At 41.1% G+C, this 18,608-nt stretch carries 18 protein-coding genes; 14 read left to right on the top strand and 4 right to left on the bottom strand.

Features of this window, described 5'->3' with window-relative positions:
* Positions 1–53 precede the first annotated feature (53 nt).
* Complete coding sequence (gene map / locus AC0L7Q_RS10715) at positions 54–839, bottom strand: type I methionyl aminopeptidase (protein ID WP_054202413.1); 786 nt, start codon at positions 837–839, stop codon at positions 54–56.
* Positions 840–1,111: 272 nt separating this feature from the next.
* Here map and rpsB point away from each other — a divergent pair, with 272 nt between their 5' ends.
* The 14 genes from rpsB to AC0L7Q_RS10645 all read left to right on the top strand — a co-directional run bounded on the left by rpsB (position 1,112) and on the right by AC0L7Q_RS10645 (position 14,671).
* Positions 1,112–1,840 carry a 30S ribosomal protein S2 gene (gene rpsB, locus AC0L7Q_RS10710; RefSeq protein ID WP_013465430.1) on the top strand — a complete coding sequence of 243 codons (729 nt, stop codon included), beginning with the start codon at positions 1,112–1,114 and terminating at the stop codon, positions 1,838–1,840.
* A 104-nt stretch (positions 1,841–1,944) separates the two neighbouring features.
* Positions 1,945–2,796, top strand: a complete 852-nt coding sequence (gene tsf / locus AC0L7Q_RS10705; RefSeq protein WP_010388114.1) for a translation elongation factor Ts — start codon at positions 1,945–1,947, stop codon at positions 2,794–2,796.
* Between the two features lie 158 nt (positions 2,797–2,954).
* Positions 2,955–3,704 carry a UMP kinase gene (gene pyrH, locus AC0L7Q_RS10700; RefSeq protein WP_138605042.1) on the top strand — a complete coding sequence of 250 codons (750 nt, stop codon included), beginning with the start codon at positions 2,955–2,957 and terminating at the stop codon, positions 3,702–3,704.
* Positions 3,705–3,754: 50 nt separating this feature from the next.
* Positions 3,755–4,276, top strand: coding sequence for a ribosome recycling factor (gene frr / locus AC0L7Q_RS10695; RefSeq protein ID WP_218651693.1), 522 nt, complete (start codon positions 3,755–3,757; stop codon positions 4,274–4,276).
* 256 nt (positions 4,277–4,532) lie between these two features.
* Positions 4,533–5,312 (top strand): isoprenyl transferase, encoded by a 780-nt coding sequence (locus tag AC0L7Q_RS10690; RefSeq protein ID WP_138605040.1) that lies wholly within the window; start codon positions 4,533–4,535, stop codon positions 5,310–5,312.
* Between the two features lie 21 nt (positions 5,313–5,333).
* Positions 5,334–6,200, top strand: a complete 867-nt coding sequence (locus AC0L7Q_RS10685; protein WP_055012767.1) for a phosphatidate cytidylyltransferase — start codon at positions 5,334–5,336, stop codon at positions 6,198–6,200.
* Positions 6,197–7,399 (top strand): 1-deoxy-D-xylulose-5-phosphate reductoisomerase, encoded by a 1,203-nt coding sequence (gene ispC, locus AC0L7Q_RS10680; protein WP_413402652.1) that lies wholly within the window; start codon positions 6,197–6,199, stop codon positions 7,397–7,399. Before AC0L7Q_RS10685 ends, ispC begins: the two co-directional genes overlap by 4 nt.
* 8 nt (positions 7,400–7,407) lie before the next feature.
* Positions 7,408–8,751, top strand: coding sequence for a sigma E protease regulator RseP (rseP, locus tag AC0L7Q_RS10675; protein ID WP_418157352.1), 1,344 nt, complete (start codon positions 7,408–7,410; stop codon positions 8,749–8,751).
* A 106-nt stretch (positions 8,752–8,857) separates the two neighbouring features.
* A complete protein-coding gene (gene bamA / locus AC0L7Q_RS10670; RefSeq protein ID WP_138605035.1) occupies positions 8,858–11,329 on the top strand; it encodes an outer membrane protein assembly factor BamA in 2,472 nt (823 codons plus the stop codon).
* Between the two features lie 11 nt (positions 11,330–11,340).
* The gene (locus AC0L7Q_RS10665) at positions 11,341–11,859 is read left to right on the top strand and encodes an OmpH/Skp family outer membrane protein (RefSeq protein ID WP_138605034.1); all 519 of its coding nucleotides are present in this window, start codon (positions 11,341–11,343) and stop codon (positions 11,857–11,859) included.
* 7 nt (positions 11,860–11,866) lie between these two features.
* A complete protein-coding gene (gene lpxD / locus AC0L7Q_RS10660; RefSeq protein ID WP_138605033.1) occupies positions 11,867–12,889 on the top strand; it encodes a UDP-3-O-(3-hydroxymyristoyl)glucosamine N-acyltransferase in 1,023 nt (340 codons plus the stop codon).
* A 27-nt stretch (positions 12,890–12,916) separates the two neighbouring features.
* On the top strand, positions 12,917–13,369 hold the full coding sequence (gene fabZ, locus AC0L7Q_RS10655; protein WP_008110974.1) for a 3-hydroxyacyl-ACP dehydratase FabZ: 453 nt from the start codon (positions 12,917–12,919) through the stop codon (positions 13,367–13,369).
* A 2-nt stretch (positions 13,370–13,371) separates the two neighbouring features.
* Positions 13,372–14,142: an acyl-ACP--UDP-N-acetylglucosamine O-acyltransferase gene (gene lpxA / locus AC0L7Q_RS10650; RefSeq protein ID WP_178956348.1), complete on the top strand. Its 771-nt coding sequence runs from the start codon at positions 13,372–13,374 to the stop codon at positions 14,140–14,142.
* Positions 14,143–14,278: 136 nt separating this feature from the next.
* Positions 14,279–14,671 carry a septal ring lytic transglycosylase RlpA family protein gene (locus AC0L7Q_RS10645; RefSeq protein ID WP_413402647.1) on the top strand — a complete coding sequence of 131 codons (393 nt, stop codon included), beginning with the start codon at positions 14,279–14,281 and terminating at the stop codon, positions 14,669–14,671.
* A gap of 278 nt (positions 14,672–14,949) precedes the next feature.
* Here AC0L7Q_RS10645 and cydC read toward each other — a convergent pair whose 3' ends face one another.
* From cydC to cydX, 3 genes are read right to left on the bottom strand one after another with little or no spacing between them, the layout of a single operon-like run.
* A complete protein-coding gene (cydC, locus tag AC0L7Q_RS10640; RefSeq protein WP_413402645.1) occupies positions 14,950–16,686 on the bottom strand; it encodes a thiol reductant ABC exporter subunit CydC in 1,737 nt (578 codons plus the stop codon).
* The gene (cydD, locus tag AC0L7Q_RS10635; protein WP_413402643.1) at positions 16,679–18,454 is read right to left on the bottom strand and encodes a thiol reductant ABC exporter subunit CydD; all 1,776 of its coding nucleotides are present in this window, start codon (positions 18,452–18,454) and stop codon (positions 16,679–16,681) included. The genes cydC and cydD overlap by 8 nt, the downstream gene beginning before the upstream one ends.
* The gene (cydX, locus tag AC0L7Q_RS10630) at positions 18,444–18,608 is read right to left on the bottom strand and encodes a cytochrome bd-I oxidase subunit CydX (RefSeq protein WP_008110965.1); all 165 of its coding nucleotides are present in this window, start codon (positions 18,606–18,608) and stop codon (positions 18,444–18,446) included. The genes cydD and cydX overlap by 11 nt, the downstream gene beginning before the upstream one ends.

The following is an 18,608-nucleotide window of genomic DNA, read 5'->3' as shown; positions in this document are numbered from 1 at the left end:
TTAAGCGATATACAGGCAAAACCTGTTACTACCGCGATTAAGCGCGCACTTAATTAGTGCTCGATAATTCTATCGATTGTATCATCTGATCGTAGTGTTAAAATTTCAACACCATTTTCAGTTACTAGTAAGGTGTGTTCCCATTGAGCGGATAAACTACGGTCTTTTGTTACCACAGTCCAGTCGTCTTTGAGTAATTTACATTGGCGTTTGCCCGCATTTACCATAGGCTCAATAGTTAAACACATACCTGCTTTTAATGTTTCGCCAGTGCCTGCTTTACCGTAATGCATTACCTGTGGTTCTTCATGGAACTCGCTACCGATACCATGGCCGCAGTATTCACGTACGATAGAGTAGTTAAAGCTCTCTGCATATTTTTGAATAGCGGCACCAATATCACCAAGGCGAACACCCGGTTTTACCATTTTAATGGCAAGGTAAAGACTTTCTTGAGTGACTTCTGCAAGACGTTTACCTTGGATATTAGGCGTGCCTACATGAAACATTTTTGATGTGTCACCATGGTAACCATCTTTGATAACAGTGATGTCAATATTAACACTATCACCATCTTTTAATGCTTTGTCATTCGGAATACCGTGACAAATTACATGATTTACTGAGGTACAAATTGATTTTGGAAAACCATGATAATTAAGAGGAGCAGGAACAGCATCTTGCACATTAACAATATAATCATGACAAATTGTATTTAGCTCATCGGTGGTGATACCTGGTACCACATGTGGTTCGATCATTTCTAGCACATCAGCAGCCAAACGGCCGGCTACACGCATTTTCTCGATTTCTTCAGGGGTCTTAATCACAGCGCTCATTGAGGCTCCAAAGTTGCGTTTTTAGATGATTATCGTCGCACAATTTTTGCACGAGACGTTGAGTATTTATTTTTAATATGGTATAAAGCGCGCCGTCTTTTTACAAATAAATTCTTAAATGATTTTTTGTATTTAAGGCAAACACAATTTTATTTTAACACACACACGTATCGTCACATACACTTGGGTGCATTTCAGTTTCATTTAACTGCGGTGTTGGTGCTATGGGATATGTGGAGGCCTAACCCTAAACAACTTAGAGGATTTACAAAATGGCAAACGTTTCAATGCGCGATATGCTTCAAGCTGGTGTTCACTTTGGTCACCAAGCACGTTACTGGAACCCTAAGATGAAGCCTTTCATCTTCGGCGCACGTAACCGTGTACATATCATCAATCTTGAGCAAACTGTACCAATGTTCAACACTGCACTTAAGTTTTTATCTGGTGCTGCTGCAAACAAAGGTAAAGTTCTTTTCGTTGGTACTAAGCGCGCAGCAAGCGAAGCAGTAAAAGAAGCTGCTTTACAAAGCGATCAATTCTTCGTTAACCACCGTTGGTTAGGCGGCATGTTGACTAACTGGAAAACAGTTCGTCAATCAATCAAGCGTCTTAAAGACCTTGAAGCTCAAAGCCAAGACGGTACTTTCGAGAAGTTAACTAAGAAAGAAGCGTTAATGCTTACTCGTGAAATGGACAAGCTTGAAAAGAGCCTTGGTGGTATTAAAAACATGGGTGGCCTTCCAGACGCTATCTTTGTAATCGATGCTGACCACGAGCACATTGCTATCCGTGAAGCTAACAACCTAGGTATCCCAGTTGTTGCAATCGTTGATACTAACTCTAACCCAGACGGTGTTGATTACATCGTACCTGGTAACGATGATGCTATCCGTGCAATCAACCTTTACACTAGTGCTGTTGCAGCTGCGATCACTGAAGGCCGTGAGAGTAACATCGTTGCTCAAGCTGAAAAAGATGACTTCGTAGAAGCTGAGTAATTAGCTGTCATCAAGTCTTCATCTTTTAAAGGTGAAGACTTGCTATTCTTGTGGAGCGGGTAACCCGCTTATCTAAACCTGATTTCAGATTTGAGGATTTACTAATGGCTGTAACTACTGCCCTAGTTAAAGAATTACGCGAGCGTACTGGCGCTGGCATGATGGATTGTAAAAAAGCGTTAACTGAGACTGATGGTGACATCGAGTTAGCGATTGAAAACATGCGTAAGAGCGGTGCTGCAAAGGCTGCTAAAAAAGCAGGTAACATTGCTGCTGAAGGTACTATCATCATCAAGCAAAACGCGGGTGTTGCAGTACTTGTAGAAGTTAACTGTCAAACTGACTTCGTTGCTAAAGATGCAAGCTTCCTAGCATTTGCTAACAAAGTTGCAGATGCTGCTATCGCTGACACTACATCTATCGAAGACTTACAAGCTAAGTTCGAAGAAGACCGTGTTGAGCTAGTAACTAAAATTGGTGAAAACATCAATGTACGTCGTCTTCAGTACATCACTGGTGAGCAACTAGTTGAGTACCGTCATGGCGAGCGTATTGGTGTTGTTGTTGCGGGTGTTGCTGATGAAGAAACACTTAAGCACGTTGCAATGCACGTTGCTGCTTCAAACCCAGATTACCTAACTCCAGATGACGTACCTGCTGATGTTGTTGAAAAAGAAAAGCAAGTACAAATCGACATCGCGATGAACGAAGGCAAGCCTGCTGAAATCGCTGAGAAAATGGTTGTTGGTCGTATGAAGAAATTTACTGGTGAGGTTTCTCTTACTGGTCAAGCTTTCATCATGGAACCGAAAAAATCTGTTGGCGAAATTCTTAAAGAGAAAAACGCAACAGTTACTGGCTTTGTACGTATGGAAGTTGGTGCAGGTATCGAGAAGAAAGAAGAAGATTTTGCTGCTGAAGTTGCTGCTCAAATTGCAGCTGCTAAAGGTCAGTAAGACATACTATTTGTGATGCAAAAGGAAAATACATGCAATTAAAGTACTATTTGCTTTTGCGTCACGCTTAGAAATTCTTTAAAATAACCGCGCTTTTATGTTTAACATAAGCGCGGTTATTTTTTATCCATAATTCAATAAAAGTTGGCCCCAAAACTATGACTATCAATCGCAAACCTATTTTTAGACGTGTTCTTCTCAAATTAAGTGGTGAAGCTTTAATGGGAGACGAAGGCTTCGGCATCGACCCAAAAGTTTTAGATCGTATGGCACAAGAAATTAAAGAGCTCGTAGAACTCGACGTAGAAGTGGGTTTGGTTATTGGTGGCGGTAACTTTTTACGCGGTGGCTCATTAGCCGAAGCGGGAATGAATCGTGTTGTTGGTGACCACATGGGGATGCTTGCAACCGTAATGAACGGCCTAGCTATGCGTGATGCGCTACACCGTGCGTTTGTAAATTGTCGCTTAATGTCAGCTATCCCATTAAATGGCGTATGTGATGCGTATAACTGGGCTGAAGCAATTAGCTTGTTAAAAACAGGTCGCGTTGTTATTTTTGCCGCTGGTACAGGTAACCCGTTCTTCACAACTGACTCTGCGGCGTGTTTACGCGGCATCGAGATTGAAGCTGATACGGTAATTAAAGCGACTAAAGTAGATGGTGTATTTAGTGATGATCCGGTGAAAAACCCTGAAGCGACACTTTACCGTCACTTAAGCTACAATGAAATTATTGATAAAGAATTAAAAGTAATGGATTTAGCGGCATTCACTCTTGCTCGCGACCATAATATGCCATTGAGCGTATTTAATATGAATAAATCAGGCGCATTAAAGCGCGTAATAATGGGTGAAGAAGAAGGAACCCTTATTTCTTCACAAGCCTCAGATGAAGTTAGTAACTAGATTAGGATTAAACCGTGATTAACGATATTCAAAAAGATGCGCAAGAGCGCATGCAAAAAAGTGTAGCAGCACTTGGTAGTCAATTATCTAAAATTCGTACTGGCCGTGCTCATCCTGCAATTTTAGACGGCATCATGGTGTCGTACTACGGCGCGCCAACGCCTCTAAACCAAGTTGCAAATGTAACTATTGAAGATTCACGTACACTGGCTATTGGTGTATTTGATAAATCTTTAGCTCAGGCAGTTGAGAAAGCGATTATGGCTTCTGACCTTGGTTTAAACCCAATGTCTGCAGGCACGGTTATTCGTGTACCACTTCCTCCATTAACTGAAGAGCGTCGTAAAGATTTAATTAAAATCGTGCGTGGCGAAGTAGAAGGCGGACGTGTTGCTATTCGTAATATTCGCCGTGATGCAAATGGCGATATTAAAAACTTATTAAAAGATAAAGACATCTCTGAAGACGAAGCACGTCAAGGTGAAGATGCAATTCAAAAAATCACTGATAAGTTCATTAAAGAAATGGACACACAACTAACAGCAAAAGAAGCTGAGTTGATGGAAATTTAATAACTGTTCTAGACCCAAGTAAACAGCTTTGGTTAGATATTTAAGTCGCTGCTTATCAGTCTTCGCACTTTATTTTAATAGTGTGATTTTAAAGGGTAACAGATTGTGACTGCTCTTTAGTGACGACTCAGTTGTCAGTAAATACAAGGTTGTTAGCTGTATAATTATTTGCTTAAAGTAGATTTATTATCACGGGTACAGGTTAAATTTATTAGTTTTGAAACGCCGTCTGGGGTATACTAGGCGGCGTTTTTTTATGGAATACACAAAATTTATGGTTCTAGACGCTGATACAATTTCACAGCAATGTTTGCCTAAACATGTTGCTATCATCATGGATGGGAACGGGCGTTGGGCACAAGCTAGAAATAGGCCTCGTGTATATGGGCATAAAAAGGGCGTGGATGCAGTTCGTCAATCTGTGCAGTTTTGTACTAAATTAGGGATACAATCGTTGACCTTATTTGCTTTTAGTAGTGAAAACTGGCGCCGCCCTGAAGACGAAGTAAATACATTAATGGAGCTTTTTTTATTTGTACTGAGTAAAGAAGTTAAAAAGCTGCATAAAAATAACGTAAAACTAACCATCATTGGAGATTTATCTCGATTCTCTGAAAGCTTGCGCGCGAAAGTACATACTGCACAAGAACTAACAGCGAATAATACCGGCCTGCACTTAAATGTAGCGGCAAATTACGGTGGTCGCTGGGATATGACCCATGCTGCTAAGCTGGTTGCTTTACAAGTAGCAAATGGGGAAATTGATCCCGCAGACATTACAGAAGAACATATTGCACAGCATATGAGTATGGCAGATCAGGCACAGCCTGATTTACTGATCCGTACTGGTGGCGATGTCAGAATTAGTAATTTTTTACTTTGGCAGGCAGCCTACGCTGAACTTTATTTTACCAATACACTTTGGCCTGACTTTAACGAAGCTGCTTTTGCAGAGGCCATTGCATGTTACGTTGCCAGAGAGCGACGTTTTGGTTGCACGGGCGAACAAATAAAACAATTACTCGCTCAAACCTAAAATAGATTAAGGGTCATCATTTTGTTAAAACAACGTATTTTAACCTCACTAGTGCTAGCGCCATTAGCACTGGCTTTGGTTTTTTACACCCCACTAACGTTATTTAGTTATTTTGCGGGTGCTATTGTATTAATGGGCGCATGGGAATGGTCTGCTTTTATGGGGCTATGCGATAAACTAAAGCGCGGTGCGTTTGTATTGTTAGTTGCAGTTTTACTAGGCTTACTTAATTTACATTGGCCGATAGAAACCCTATGGCAGAACGGCAAGCTTGTAGGTGATGCCAATTACTTATTTACCTTATCGTTTTCGTGGTGGCTGGTTGCAAGTTATTTAGTGTGGCGTTACCCCGCTATGGCTAAAGGCTGGAACGAAGGACTTGTAATGCGCGGTATTGCCGGTTTACTGACATTGGTACCACTGTGGCTTGCGCTTAATACGCTTCGCAGTGCGCAATATACAGAATCAACACACTATGGTTCTATGCTGATTTTAGTGGTACTGGGTATTGTATGGAGTGCCGATATTGGCGCTTACTTTACCGGTAAAAGTTTCGGTAAACATAAGTTAATGCCTAAAGTTAGTCCAAATAAAACCATAGAAGGCCTTGCTGGTGGCGTGGTTGCTGCGGTGTTATTTGTATTGGCTTTTTGTTTTTACACTAATGTTGATACTTCTGTATGGCCTATTTATGCGGTAATGACAGCATTTATTGCTTTGTTCTCTGCGGTAGGTGATTTACTCGAGAGTATGTTTAAGCGTGAAGCGGGTCTTAAAGATAGCGGCAGTTGCCTACCTGGACACGGCGGTATTTTAGACCGCATTGATAGCTTAACTGCAGCAGCGCCGATGTTTGTTATTTGCTTTGCTTGGACACTTAGTTTATGAGTGCAGTGCAACAACTGGTTATTTTGGGTGCGACGGGGTCGATAGGTCTTAGCACGTTAGATGTTGTTGCAAGAAATCAACAGCAGTTCAAGGTGTTCGCATTAGCCGCTGGGCAAAATGCAAAAAAAATGGCTGAGTTGTGTCTTGCTCATCAACCTCGTTATGCTGTTATGGCTTCAGAGCAAGCCGCTAAGCAGCTTTGTGAACTTTTAAAAGGCATGAGTAAAACACAAGTAATGCATGGCGAGAAAGCTATGAGTGAGCTTTGTGCGCATGTTGATGTTGATACTGTGATGTCAGCAATCGTTGGTGCGGCTGGATTACTACCCACCTTGAGCGCAGTCGAAGCGGGTAAAAAAGTGCTGCTGGCAAACAAAGAGTCATTGGTGATGTCGGGTCAGTTGTTTATTGATAAAGTGAAACAACACCAAGCAACTTTATTACCCATCGACAGCGAACATAATGCTATTTTTCAGTGTTTACCTAGTGCGTTACAAAACACCCAAGGACAAGCACGGCTTGAGCAGCATGGTGTTAGCAAAATTTTATTAACAGGCTCTGGAGGGCCGTTTTTAAACCGTGACATTAATACGCTTGCTAGTGTTAGCGTCAGTGAAGCGGTTGCTCACCCTAATTGGTCAATGGGACAAAAAATATCGGTAGATTCAGCCACGATGATGAACAAAGGTTTAGAGTTTATTGAGGCTAAATGGTTATTTAACTGTGATGCCAGCGACATTGATGTGGTGATCCACCCACAAAGTATTATTCACTCTATGGTGCAATACCAAGATGGCTCTATTTTAGCGCAAATGGGAAACCCCGATATGCGCACCCCAATAGCGCATGCGCTTGCTTTTCCACAGCGAATTGATGCGGGAGTTAAACCGCTAAACTTTTCTGATATTTGTGATTTTTCGTTCACCAAACCTGATTTCTCGCGCTACCCTAATTTAAAATTGGCAATTGCTGCGTGTGATGCGGGACAGGGCGCAACAACTACGGTGAATGCTGCCAATGAAATGGCTGTAAATGCATTTTTACAAGGTCAAATTAGTTTTACTGATATTTATAAAGTGAATGCGCAAACGTTAGAGACTGCAAAGTTTACTAATGTGCAAACTCTAGATGAAATTTTAGAGTGTGATCGTTTAGCACGCATAAGCGCAACGCAGTTTATAACAAAAGTGGTACATTAAAATGTTCGATTTTTTGGAATTTAGGCTCGTTTATACTTGCGCTCGGTATTTTAGTGACCGTTCACGAATATGGTCATTTTTGGGTAGCACGCAAGGCTGGCGTTAAGGTACTACGCTTTTCAATTGGTTTTGGTAAACCCCTATTAAAATGGCACGATAAATACAATACTGAGTATGTGATTGCGGCAATACCACTGGGTGGTTACGTAAAAATGTTAGACGAGCGTGTTGATGAAGTACCTGCCAATCAACGTCATTTATCGTTTAATGCTAAATCTGTTCAAGCGCGAATAGCCATTGTAGCAGCAGGGCCCATGGCGAATTTTTTATTCGCTATTTTTGCTTTAGCGGTCATGTATATGGTGGGTGTACAAACCATAAAACCGGTTGTAGGCAATGTTGTTGAAGGCAGCAGAGCAGAACAAGCGGGCATTTTGCCTACTCAGCAAATAATTAAAATTGGTGATGACGATATTAGTAATTGGCAAGATGCGACTTTCTCTTTGATGTCGCACTTGGGTGATAAAAGCGTTGCTATTACTTTACGTAACGAAAATTATCAACAAACAACGCAAACTCTTAACCTCGATGGCTGGAAGCTTGATCAGCAAGACGTACCGCCATTAAGTTCGTTGGGGATTGTGCCGTTTCGCCCTCAAGCAACACTCACCATCGCTGCAATTACCAAAGACTCTGCTGCTGAACAGGCAAATTTACAGGTTAACGACGTTATTTTGGCTGTAAACGGTGAAACAATGAGCAGTTGGCAGCAATTAGTTAATCTTATTACTCAATCGGCTAACAAATCCTTACAATTTAGTGTAAAAAGACAAGATAGTATAAAAACCATATTAGTTACCCCAAAGAGCCGAGTTGTTAGTAATGGTGTTGAACAAGGCTTTTTAGGTGTTGCTCCAGTTGTAGAGCAGTGGCCTGATGATTTTGTTGAGACTAGACATTATGGGCCACTAGATAGTATTGTGCTGGGCACAAAAGAGACATGGCGTTTAATTACGCTGAGTTTTGACATGATAGGTAACTTAATTACTGGTCAAGTGTCAGTGAAAAATTTAAGTGGGCCTGTCGGCATTGCAGTCGGTGCAGGCACAAGTGTTAGTTACGGATTAGTCGCATTTTTAAGCTTTTTAGCTTTGATCAGCGTTAATTTGGGAGTATTTAATTTACTTCCTCTGCCGGTGCTTGATGGTGGGCACTTAATGTATTACATAATTGAACTTTTTCGTAAAAAGCCGGTCTCTGAAAAGACACAAGAGTTTGGTTTTAAAGTGGGAGCCTTGCTACTCATTTTTCTAACATGTTTCGCTTTGTTCAATGATGTATCGCGCTTGTAGTTGTTTAAGCGTGGTAACGACAAATTAGAACACGATTGTAAAGCTCGTAACTATTTAGTTTTCGATGCTAAGCGGTAATACAGTTGTAAAGGATAAAGATAATAAAATGGCTATAAAAAAACATTTGGTAGTTTCAAGTTTATTGGGTGCAAGTTTTGCAGCCCTAGGCCAAAACTCCTTTATTGTTGAAGATTTAAAAGTTGAAGGATTGCAACGTGTCGCACTTGGTGCCGCATTAACGCATATTCCTATTAACGTGGGCGACAATGTTGATGAATACACAATTTCAAAAACAATTAAGTCACTTTATCGCTCAGGTCACTTTGACAATATAAAAGCGTTGCGTGATGGCAATAACGTAATTTTTAAAGTAACTGAACGTCCAACAATTAGCTTTATTGAATTTGAAGGCAATAAAGACATTAAAGATGAGCAGTTAAACCAGTCGCTTGATCAACAAGATATTCGTCAAGGCGAGCCGCTGGATAAAACGGTTATCGATAATATTGAAAAAGGTTTAGTTGAGTTTTTTCACAGTATTGGTAAATACAATGCAAAAGTGGACATTAGCATCACTAAGCTGCCACGTAATCGGGTTAAACTGAGACTCGAGTTTGATGAGGGCGATGCTGCCTCTATTCGTCAAATCAACTTAGTTGGTAATGAACTTTTTTCAAACGAAGAGTTATTACAGCTTGCTGAATCGCAACAAGATTTACCTTGGTGGCAGTTTATGGGTAGCGATCGCTATCAAAAACAAACCATTGAAGGCGATTTAGAAAAAATTCGTAGCTTTTATTTAGACCGTGGCTATTTACGCTTCAATATTGATTCGACTCAAGTGTCAGTCAGTCCTGAGCGTGAATCGGTTTATGTAACGGCAAATATTACCGAAGGCGTAAAATACAAGGTAAAAGGTTTTGATTTTATCGGTGATTTACTCGGCCGAGAAGAACTAATCAAAAGTGTTATCCCGCTTCGCACCGGAGAGCTTTATAACGGCTCAGTGGTAACTTCTTCAGAAGAGTTTATAAAAAGTTACTTAGCTCGTTTTGGATATGCTAACGCTGAAGTACGCACCATTCCAGAAATTGATGATGAAAACCAAGAGGTACAACTGACTTTATCGGTTGACCCTGGTAAACGTGTTTATGTACGTCGAATCATTGTAGGTGGTAACCAAAATACAGCTGATGAAGTACTGCGTCGTGAAATGACACAGCTTGAAGGGGCATGGTTATCTAACCAAAACTTAGAGCGTTCTAAATTGCAAATTCAACGCTTACCTTATATGGAATCGGTTGACTTTAATGTAGTGCCTGTTCCGGGTGTTGATGATCAAGTTGACGTTGACTTTACTGTTAAAGAGCAATCTGCAGGTAGTTTTAACGCCGGTCTTGCTTATGGTTCATACTTAGGTCTGCAATTTAATATTGGTGTAACCGAATCTAACTTTTTAGGTACGGGTAATCAAATTGGTTTTAACATTAATACCTCGCGTGGTTCTGAACGCGTTAGTGTGTCATACACAGACCCTTACTTTACGCCAGATGGTGTATCGCAAGGTAGCAGTATTTTTTATAGTAACTACGATGCTAGCCAGTTTAGCTTGATTGACTATAAGTCAAAGAGTTATGGTCTTGGAACTAACATTGGTTTTCCAATTGATGCTATAAACCGTATTAACTTTGGAGCTCGTTGGATAGAAGAAGAGCTATCTGATATTGCAGAATATGAGCAAACACGTGTTCTACGTGAAACTTTCCTAGACCCAGAGAACCCAGATGCGGGCTTTGAGTTTACCAAGTATGAGTTAAGTGTGGGTTGGTCGCGTGTAACGGTTAACCGTGGTTTATTCCCAACAGCAGGCTCAAGACAAACATTAAACCTGACAGCCACAACGCCGAACTCAGATTTAAAATACTTTAAGTTAAATTATGATTCACGTTTTTACTGGCCTATCTCAAACGATCATCGCTGGGTATTTTCGACCCGTGCGGCATTAGGTTATGGTAATGGCTATGGTTCTACCAACGGGTATGATCAGACGTTACCGTTCCAAGAATACTTCCGTATTACAGAAATGGAACTACGTGGCTTTGACAGAAATACTATTTTACCGCGTGCGGTATCAAGAGAGCCACTACCTATACCTGGTACGCCATCAGGTGATGGCACAACCACAGGCAATATTGGTGGCGCTCCAGAATTTGACGTGCTTTTCCCACAAGGTCGTATAGGTGGTAATGCGAAGGCCGTTGCAGGTATGGAGCTTATTGTTCCTACACCGTTCTTAGACGAAGAAAATACCAGTTCAGTACGTACCAGTTTCTTTGTTGATGCTGCCAACGTTTGGGATACCGAGTTTAACGTTGATCGTTATCAAAATTTGGGTATTGATGAGCGTGCAAAATTAGATGACTATTCAGACCCAATGCGCTTTAGGGTTGCAACCGGTTTATCTTTACAATGGATCTCACCTATGGGTCCTATGCTGATCAGCTTTGCGTATCCGTTGCAAAAAGAAGAAGATGACGATACCAAGACCATCAGTTTTAATATTAGTAACACTTTCTAAAGGAGTTTTTTGTGAAAAAATTATTCAAATCAACAGCCGTTGCCGTTTTAGCTACACTTATGATGGGTACATCAGTTAATGCTTTTGCTCATAAAGTAGGTATTGTAGATATGCAAGAAATCTACAAGCAGCTTCCACAAATGGCTAAAATCGAACAGTCTCTACAAACGGAATTTGCTGAGCGTCGTCAAGAGCTTGAAAAGTTACAAGGTGATATTCGCTTTGAAGCAGAAAAGTTTAAGCGTGAAAGCACCACAATGAGTCAAGAACAAAAAGACGCATTACGTGATAAAATTCAGGGTATGCAAAAAAACCTTGCTGAAAAGGGTCGCCCATTAGAGCAAGAAATTAAAGCACGTCAAAATCAGGAGTTGGCTAAAGTTCAGACTTTAATCATTGAAACTATCCAAGAGATTGCTAAAAAAGGCGACTTCGATGAAGTTAAAGTAAAAGACACAACTATTTACTTCAACCCTAAAGAAGTAACTGATCTTTCTGAAAAAGTAGTTACAGCTGTAAGTAAGAAATAATTAATCTATGCAAAATTATACGCTTTCGCAAATTGCGGAACTTCTAAGCGCCGAGCTTCAAGGTGATGGCGCTTTAGAAATTAAAAAAATAGCGACACTTGCAAATGCCCATTCTGGGCATATTGCATTTTTAGCGAACAAGAAATATCGCTCTCAGCTTGAGACAACAAAAGCCAGTGCAGTAATACTTAGCCCTGACGATGCGCCTTATTTTTCAGGCAATAAAATCATTGTTGCCAATCCCTATGTTACCTATGCCAAACTAGCTCAATTAATGGATACTACCCCGCGTAGCGCATCTCACGATGTGCATCCAAGTGCGGTTATACATGCCAATGCACAAGTGAGCAAAAGTGCAGCTATTGGTGCTAATGTTGTAATTGAAGCTGATGCTGTAATTGGTGATAACGTACAAATTGGTCCGAACAGTTTTATTGGTGAACGTGCTAAAATAGGTTCAGGCACCAAACTTTGGCCAAGTGTGAGCATTTATCATGATGTTGAGATTGGCGCAGACTGTCTATTGCAAGCAAACACAGTTATTGGTAGTGATGGCTTTGGTTATGCAAACGAACGCGGTCAGTGGCTTAAAATTCCACAATTAGGCTCTGTGATCATTGGCGATAAAGTAGAAATTGGCGCAAGTACCACCATAGATCGTGGTGCGCTCGATGATACTATTATCCACAGTAACGTTATTATTGATAACCAGTGCCAAATAGCACACAACGTCGAAGTTAACTCAGGCACCGCTATCGCCGGTTGTACTGTACTTGCAGGCAGTGTCACCATAGGTAAAAATTGCCAGATTGGCGGCATGAGCGCGATTAACGGTCACATGTCTGTGTGTGATGGTGTTATAATTACCGGCATGAGTATGGTGACCAAATCAATCACCGAACCAGGTATTTACTCATCTGGTATGCCTCATACGACTAACAAAGAGTGGCGAAAATCAATTGCTCATTTGCGCAACCTTTCAGACATGAAATCACGTCTAAAAGCGCTTGAAGCATTGAATAAGTCATGATCGTTGAACACTAAAAAGGATGCTATTTTGGCAAACGAATTAAATAGCCTTGATATTCAAGAAATTTTAAGTTTATTACCGCACCGTTACCCGATGCTACTAATTGATCGTGTAATCGATTTCACCCCAGGTGAATCGTTGCATGCAATTAAAAATGTATCGATTAATGAACCTATTTTCACTGGCCATTTCCCAAATCAGCCGATTTTTCCTGGTGTGCTAATATTAGAGTCAATGGCGCAAGCAACGGGTCTATTAGGGTTTAAAACGGTTGAAAATCGTAGCGAGAACGAACTTTACCTATTTGCAGCCGTAGACAATGCTCGTTTTAAGCAGCCGGTTGTGCCAGGTGATACCATGCATCTTCATGTTAAGTTTTTAAAAGAGCGTCGTAACATATGGAAATTTGCGGCTGAAGCTAAAGTTGACGGCAAAACAGTGTGTAGCGCCGAAATCATGTGTGCTAGAAGAGAGTTTTAATTGTGATCCATGCTACGGCAATAATCGAACCGGGTGCAAAACTTGGTAACAATGTGTCAGTTGGACCATACAGTTACATCGGTAATGATGTTGTTATTGGTGATGACTGTATAATTGAGTCTCACGTTGTTGTTAAAGGGCCTGCTACCATTGGCTCTGGTAACCATATTTTTCAGTTTGCTTCTGTAGGCGAAGCCTGCCAAGACAAAAAATATAACAACGAGCCAACCAGCTTAATTATTGGCGACAATAATGTTATTCGCGAGTGTGCGACTATTCACCGCGGCACAATCCAAGATGAGGGCGTCACTAAAATAGGCAGCAATAATCTATTTATGGCTTACACTCATGTTGCGCATGATGCTGTTGTTGGCGATAACGTTATTTTTGCAAATAATGCCAGTGTAGCGGGTCACGTTCATGTTGGTGATTGGGTGATTTTAGCGGGTAACTCCGGTGTGCATCAATTTTGTAAAATTGGTGCGCATGCATTTGTTGGTATGTATTCGGGGGTAAACAAAGACGTACCTCCATTTGTTACCACCATTGGTATGCCAGCAGGCCCTGCAGCAATCAATACTGAAGGCATGAAACGCCGTGGTTTTGAAAGTGATGAAATCATGGCAGTACGCCGCGCTTATAAAGCGTTTTACCGCAAGAGCTTAGGTGTTGATGAAGCGATTGAATTACTTGCTGAAGATGCTGCAAAGTTTCCAGCAGTGCAATTGATGATTGATTTCGTTAAAAGTTCTGAACGCGGTATTGTGCGTTAAAAAATAGCATTTTTAACAGATTTTAAAACCACCTTTGAGTAATCAAGGTGGTTTTTTATTAGCTGATTAATAATTCAGTCTCTACTCAGTATCGTCCTATTACACTCTCTCTACATTTTTCAATAAAGTATAAAGAATGAAACTTATAAAGTTAGTATTGCTTTCAGTACTGTCGGTGATTTTGGCCGCCTGTAGTACTGCGCCAAGTAATATAAATAATCAACAACGTGATGTTGCAGAGCAAGGTAAAGCATCATTTTATGCTGATAAATACCACGGCCGAACTACTGCCAGTGGCGAGCGATTTAGTCAACAAGCGGCAACAGCTGCTCACTTAAAACTCCCATTTGGTACACGAGTAAACGTTACTAATATTGCTAATAATAAGTCAGTGGTGGTCAGAATTAACGACAGGGGTCCTTATATTCGGGGGCGAATTATAGATTTATCAAAAGCTATGTTTGAAAAAATAGCCGACTCTAAAGTCGGCGTTATTGATGTAACGGTCACCGTTATTGATAATAAGTAATACTGCTAAGGACTAGGGTCTGTTGACCTTTGCGGATTAAAGTTTGTTCAAACTAGGGGCGGTTTAATCGCGGCGCGAGGTTTGTAACCTAGTGGGCTAAGTAAAAACCGAGCAACAAAGAGTAAATCGCCCCTAGGCAGAACCCTTCGGGCAGCGCCTGTTTGGCATTGATGCTGCGTTATCGCCTATTTATGGGGAATAACCACACCACATAGGCTCAGCCTTGCCTAAATACCAAACAGACTGCTGCAAATTTAACCTTGAAAGATCAACAGACCCTAAAAGCGGGTTGTTAACGCCACATAGTCAGGGTGTTCATTGAGCAATTGTTGATGTGAACCTTGAGCGATGATCTGTCCGCTGTCTAACCAGATGACACTATCCATTTGCGATAACAACGCTGGATCATGAGTAATTGTTAATACACTTGCATGCTCTTTTAGCTGTAAAACACTATTCATAACAGCTTGTTTAGAAATATTATCGAGCCCTTCAGTCGGTTCATCGAGTACTAAAATGGCGGGTTTTTGTAGCAGGGCCTGTGCCAAGGCGATACGTCTTGATTGACCTTGAGATACATTTCGCCCGCCGGTACCTAAACGGGTTTTTAGCCCTTGTTTTAGCTCAGAGAACCAACCACCAAGTTCTGCCTGTGTTAATGCTGCTATCATTTGTTGCGAGGTTGCATCGGGAGCTGCATAAGCAAGGTTTTCGCTTAATGTGCCATCAAAAATATGATGCTGCTGAGCTAAAATATTTAATGTCTTTGCACGACTCTCATTATTTAAATCATGCAGACTTATGATTTCTTTGCCGTTTTTTAAGTTTATTGTTCCTTGCTGCAGTGGCCATAAACTACTGAGCAAATTCACTAAGGTAGTTTTACCACTGCCGCTTCTACCAACAATAGCCACTTTATGCTTCGCGGGGAGCTCAAAACTCACATTATTTAATGCCTGCTTTTGGCCATAGTGATAGCTGACATTATTTAATGATAAAGCCCAGTGCTTATTTAATAGCTCAATATCTGTTGTAGATTCGGCATTTTTGCTAAGCGTTTTGTCTTCAAGAATAAAGAGTCGCTCAGCTGCTTTTAGTACATTAGGAAGCTCAATAAAGGCATTAGGCAGTAACAATACGCTCTCAAAACTGGCAAGCACAAACAGGCTCAACATCGCCAGCTCTACATTGACCATAGCACCGCTAAACACTAGCGGCACAATAGTAACAATGCTGGCAAGCATAGCCAATTGCACTATGAGTAAGCTCATACCATCAGCGTTGCCAAGAGCCTTATGACGAATAAATAATTGCTGATTATACTGCTCACTTAACTGATCACACTTAGTGAGTTGTTGGTGTCGAGCTTGGTAAATATTTAGCTCTCTAAGGCCCGTTAAGGTATCTGAAAGCTCAGCTCTTAATTGCGCACTGAATAAGGTTTCTTGGTGGCTATTTCTATCTAACTGCTTACTTAGTATTGCCGGTATAACCACCCCAATAACAACGATGCCAGTAAAGCAAATTAAGGCTACACTTGGGCTGTAAGCAGACATAAACAACATAATAATAGGCACAGTCAGTAAGGCTACTAACATTGGCAGTAACACATTTAAATAAAACTTATCTAGTGCGTCTACATCGTTTTGTAAGCGATTAACTAAATCGGCACTGCGGCTCATAGCCAAATCCAAGTTATTAAGTTTGCTGAGTGTAGCGAACATATTTACTCGTATTTCACTTAACAATAAAAAAGTGGCGTTATGAGTGACTAAGCGTTCAGCGTAACGTGAGGCGGTGCGCACAATCGCTAAAAAGCGAATGGTGCCAGCCGGGGTAAAGTAGTTCATATGGACGCCTGCAATTCCTGCGGCTGCCATAGAAGCTAAAAACCAGCCTGAAATAGCGAGTAAGCCTACATTAGCTAGCACCGTGAGTGACGCTAGAAACGTCCCTAAAAGCATCGCTTTATAATGAGGGCGGCACAATTTGAGTAAACGAATAAAATTAGCCATTAGTTACCCCTTGTTCTGCTGTTTGCAGTAGCTTTGCAAATTCGCCAGCTTGCTGGCTGAGCGTTTTAAAATCGCCGTGTTGAGCGATGCAGCCGTTTTCCATAACGATAAGTTGCTTGGCATTTTTTACCGTATTTAAGCGATGTGCAATGGTGATCACCAAGTGGTTTTTTGCATATTCAGCAATAGCGTTTTGAATGAGTTGCTCGGTTTGGCTATCTAAATGAGCGGTTGGCTCATCGAGCATTAAAATAGGGGCGTGTTTTAAAAATGCACGAGCTAAAGCGATACGCTGTTTTTGCCCGCCAGAGAGTCCTTCGCCTTGCTCACCTATTAAGGTATTAAAGCCATCGGGCAGCTCGTTAATAAATTCCAGCGCGCCTGCTTGCTTTGCAGCATGTTCAAGTGCTTCATGTGAAGCGCCAGGGTTACCGAGTTTTATATTGGCGGCTAGGGTATCGTAAAATAAGGTTGGCTTTTGTGGGATCCATGCAATGCTTTGTTGTAATTGACTTATATTCGCAGTCGTCAATGGTTGTTGGTCAATGGATATGTGTTGTATTACTTCTGGGTGAAAACCAAGCATGCAATCAAGTAGGGTGCTCTTACCTGAGCCACTAGCTCCGACAATGGCTACTAGTCCTGTGCTTGGCAGGGTTAAATTAATAGTCTTAATTCCCTCATTACTGTTAGGGTAATTAAAGTTGAGATCATGGATGCTGATAGTATTGTTAGCACCAATATTGATCTTTGTTTTGTGATTATTATCATTTGATGGCAATGGTGCGTTTAAAATGATCAGCATATCTGCGGCGGCACTAATTCCCTGTAGGCGCGCATGGTAATGGCTGCCTAATTGGCGAAGGGGTAAATAAAATTCAGGTGCTAGTAACAGCACTACAAAGCCAGTAGCAAAATCCAGAGTGCCAAAAAACAATCTAAAACCAATAATTACCGCTACCAGTGCCACACTTATTGTGGCTAAAAACTCCAGCGCAAAAGAGGATAAAAAAGCAATTTTTAACACGTTTAGCGTTGCGTGCCTAAAATCATCGGAAATACGCGCGATTTGTTTAAGCTCTTTGCGCGTGGCATTAAATAGTTTTAGTTGAGTAAGCCCTTGTACACGGTCAAAAAAATAGTTTCCTAATACTGCCAGTTGTTGCCAACGTTTTTGATTAAGCGCCTCGGCTTTGTGGCCAACTAGAATCATAAAAAAAGGAATAAGTGGTGCGGTTAATAAAAATATTAATCCTGCTTTGTAATCGGTCGGAAATATAACCACTAATATTGCAATAGGAATTAGCGCACTATAGGCAACACCGGGTAGGTATTTAGCATAGTAGTCATGCAGTGCCTCAACACCATTGTGCAGCGTATTGAGCGTAGCGCCTTGGCCATGTTGCTCTATATAACTTGGGCCGAGTTGTGTGAGTTTATCGAGTAAGGTTTGGCGAATAGCCGATTTAATTTTAAGTGAAGCAAATGCGCTCAAGCGCTCACTTAACGCTAAGAAAATGGCGCGCAGTAAAATAATACCCGCTAAAGGCCATAAATAGTGGGTCACTTGGGCTAAACTATGCCCTTCAAACATCACCTCATGAATGGTTTGCGCGAGTAAATAAGCACCTGCAATCATTAAAATCGCATTAACTGTTCCAAGTGCAATGTTTAGCTTTAACCACATTGCCGCCGGTTTACTCTGCTGTTTTAAAAAAGCGCGCAGGGGTTGTTGCTGCGCGCGATTTGGTCGGGGATTAGTCGTCATTGTGATTTGTATTATGCTCGTTTAATAAATCATGGGTGGCTTGTTCATCATCAGCAATGCTGTTTTTATTTTGATGAAATTCATACCACATCACGTTTATAACGCCTAAGGTACAAGCAAGCAGTACACCTAAAATCCACGCGAAATACCACAT

It is taken from the genome of Pseudoalteromonas sp. KJ63-1, assembly GCF_055808145.1.
This window is presented reverse-complemented; position numbering and strand designations above follow the sequence as displayed.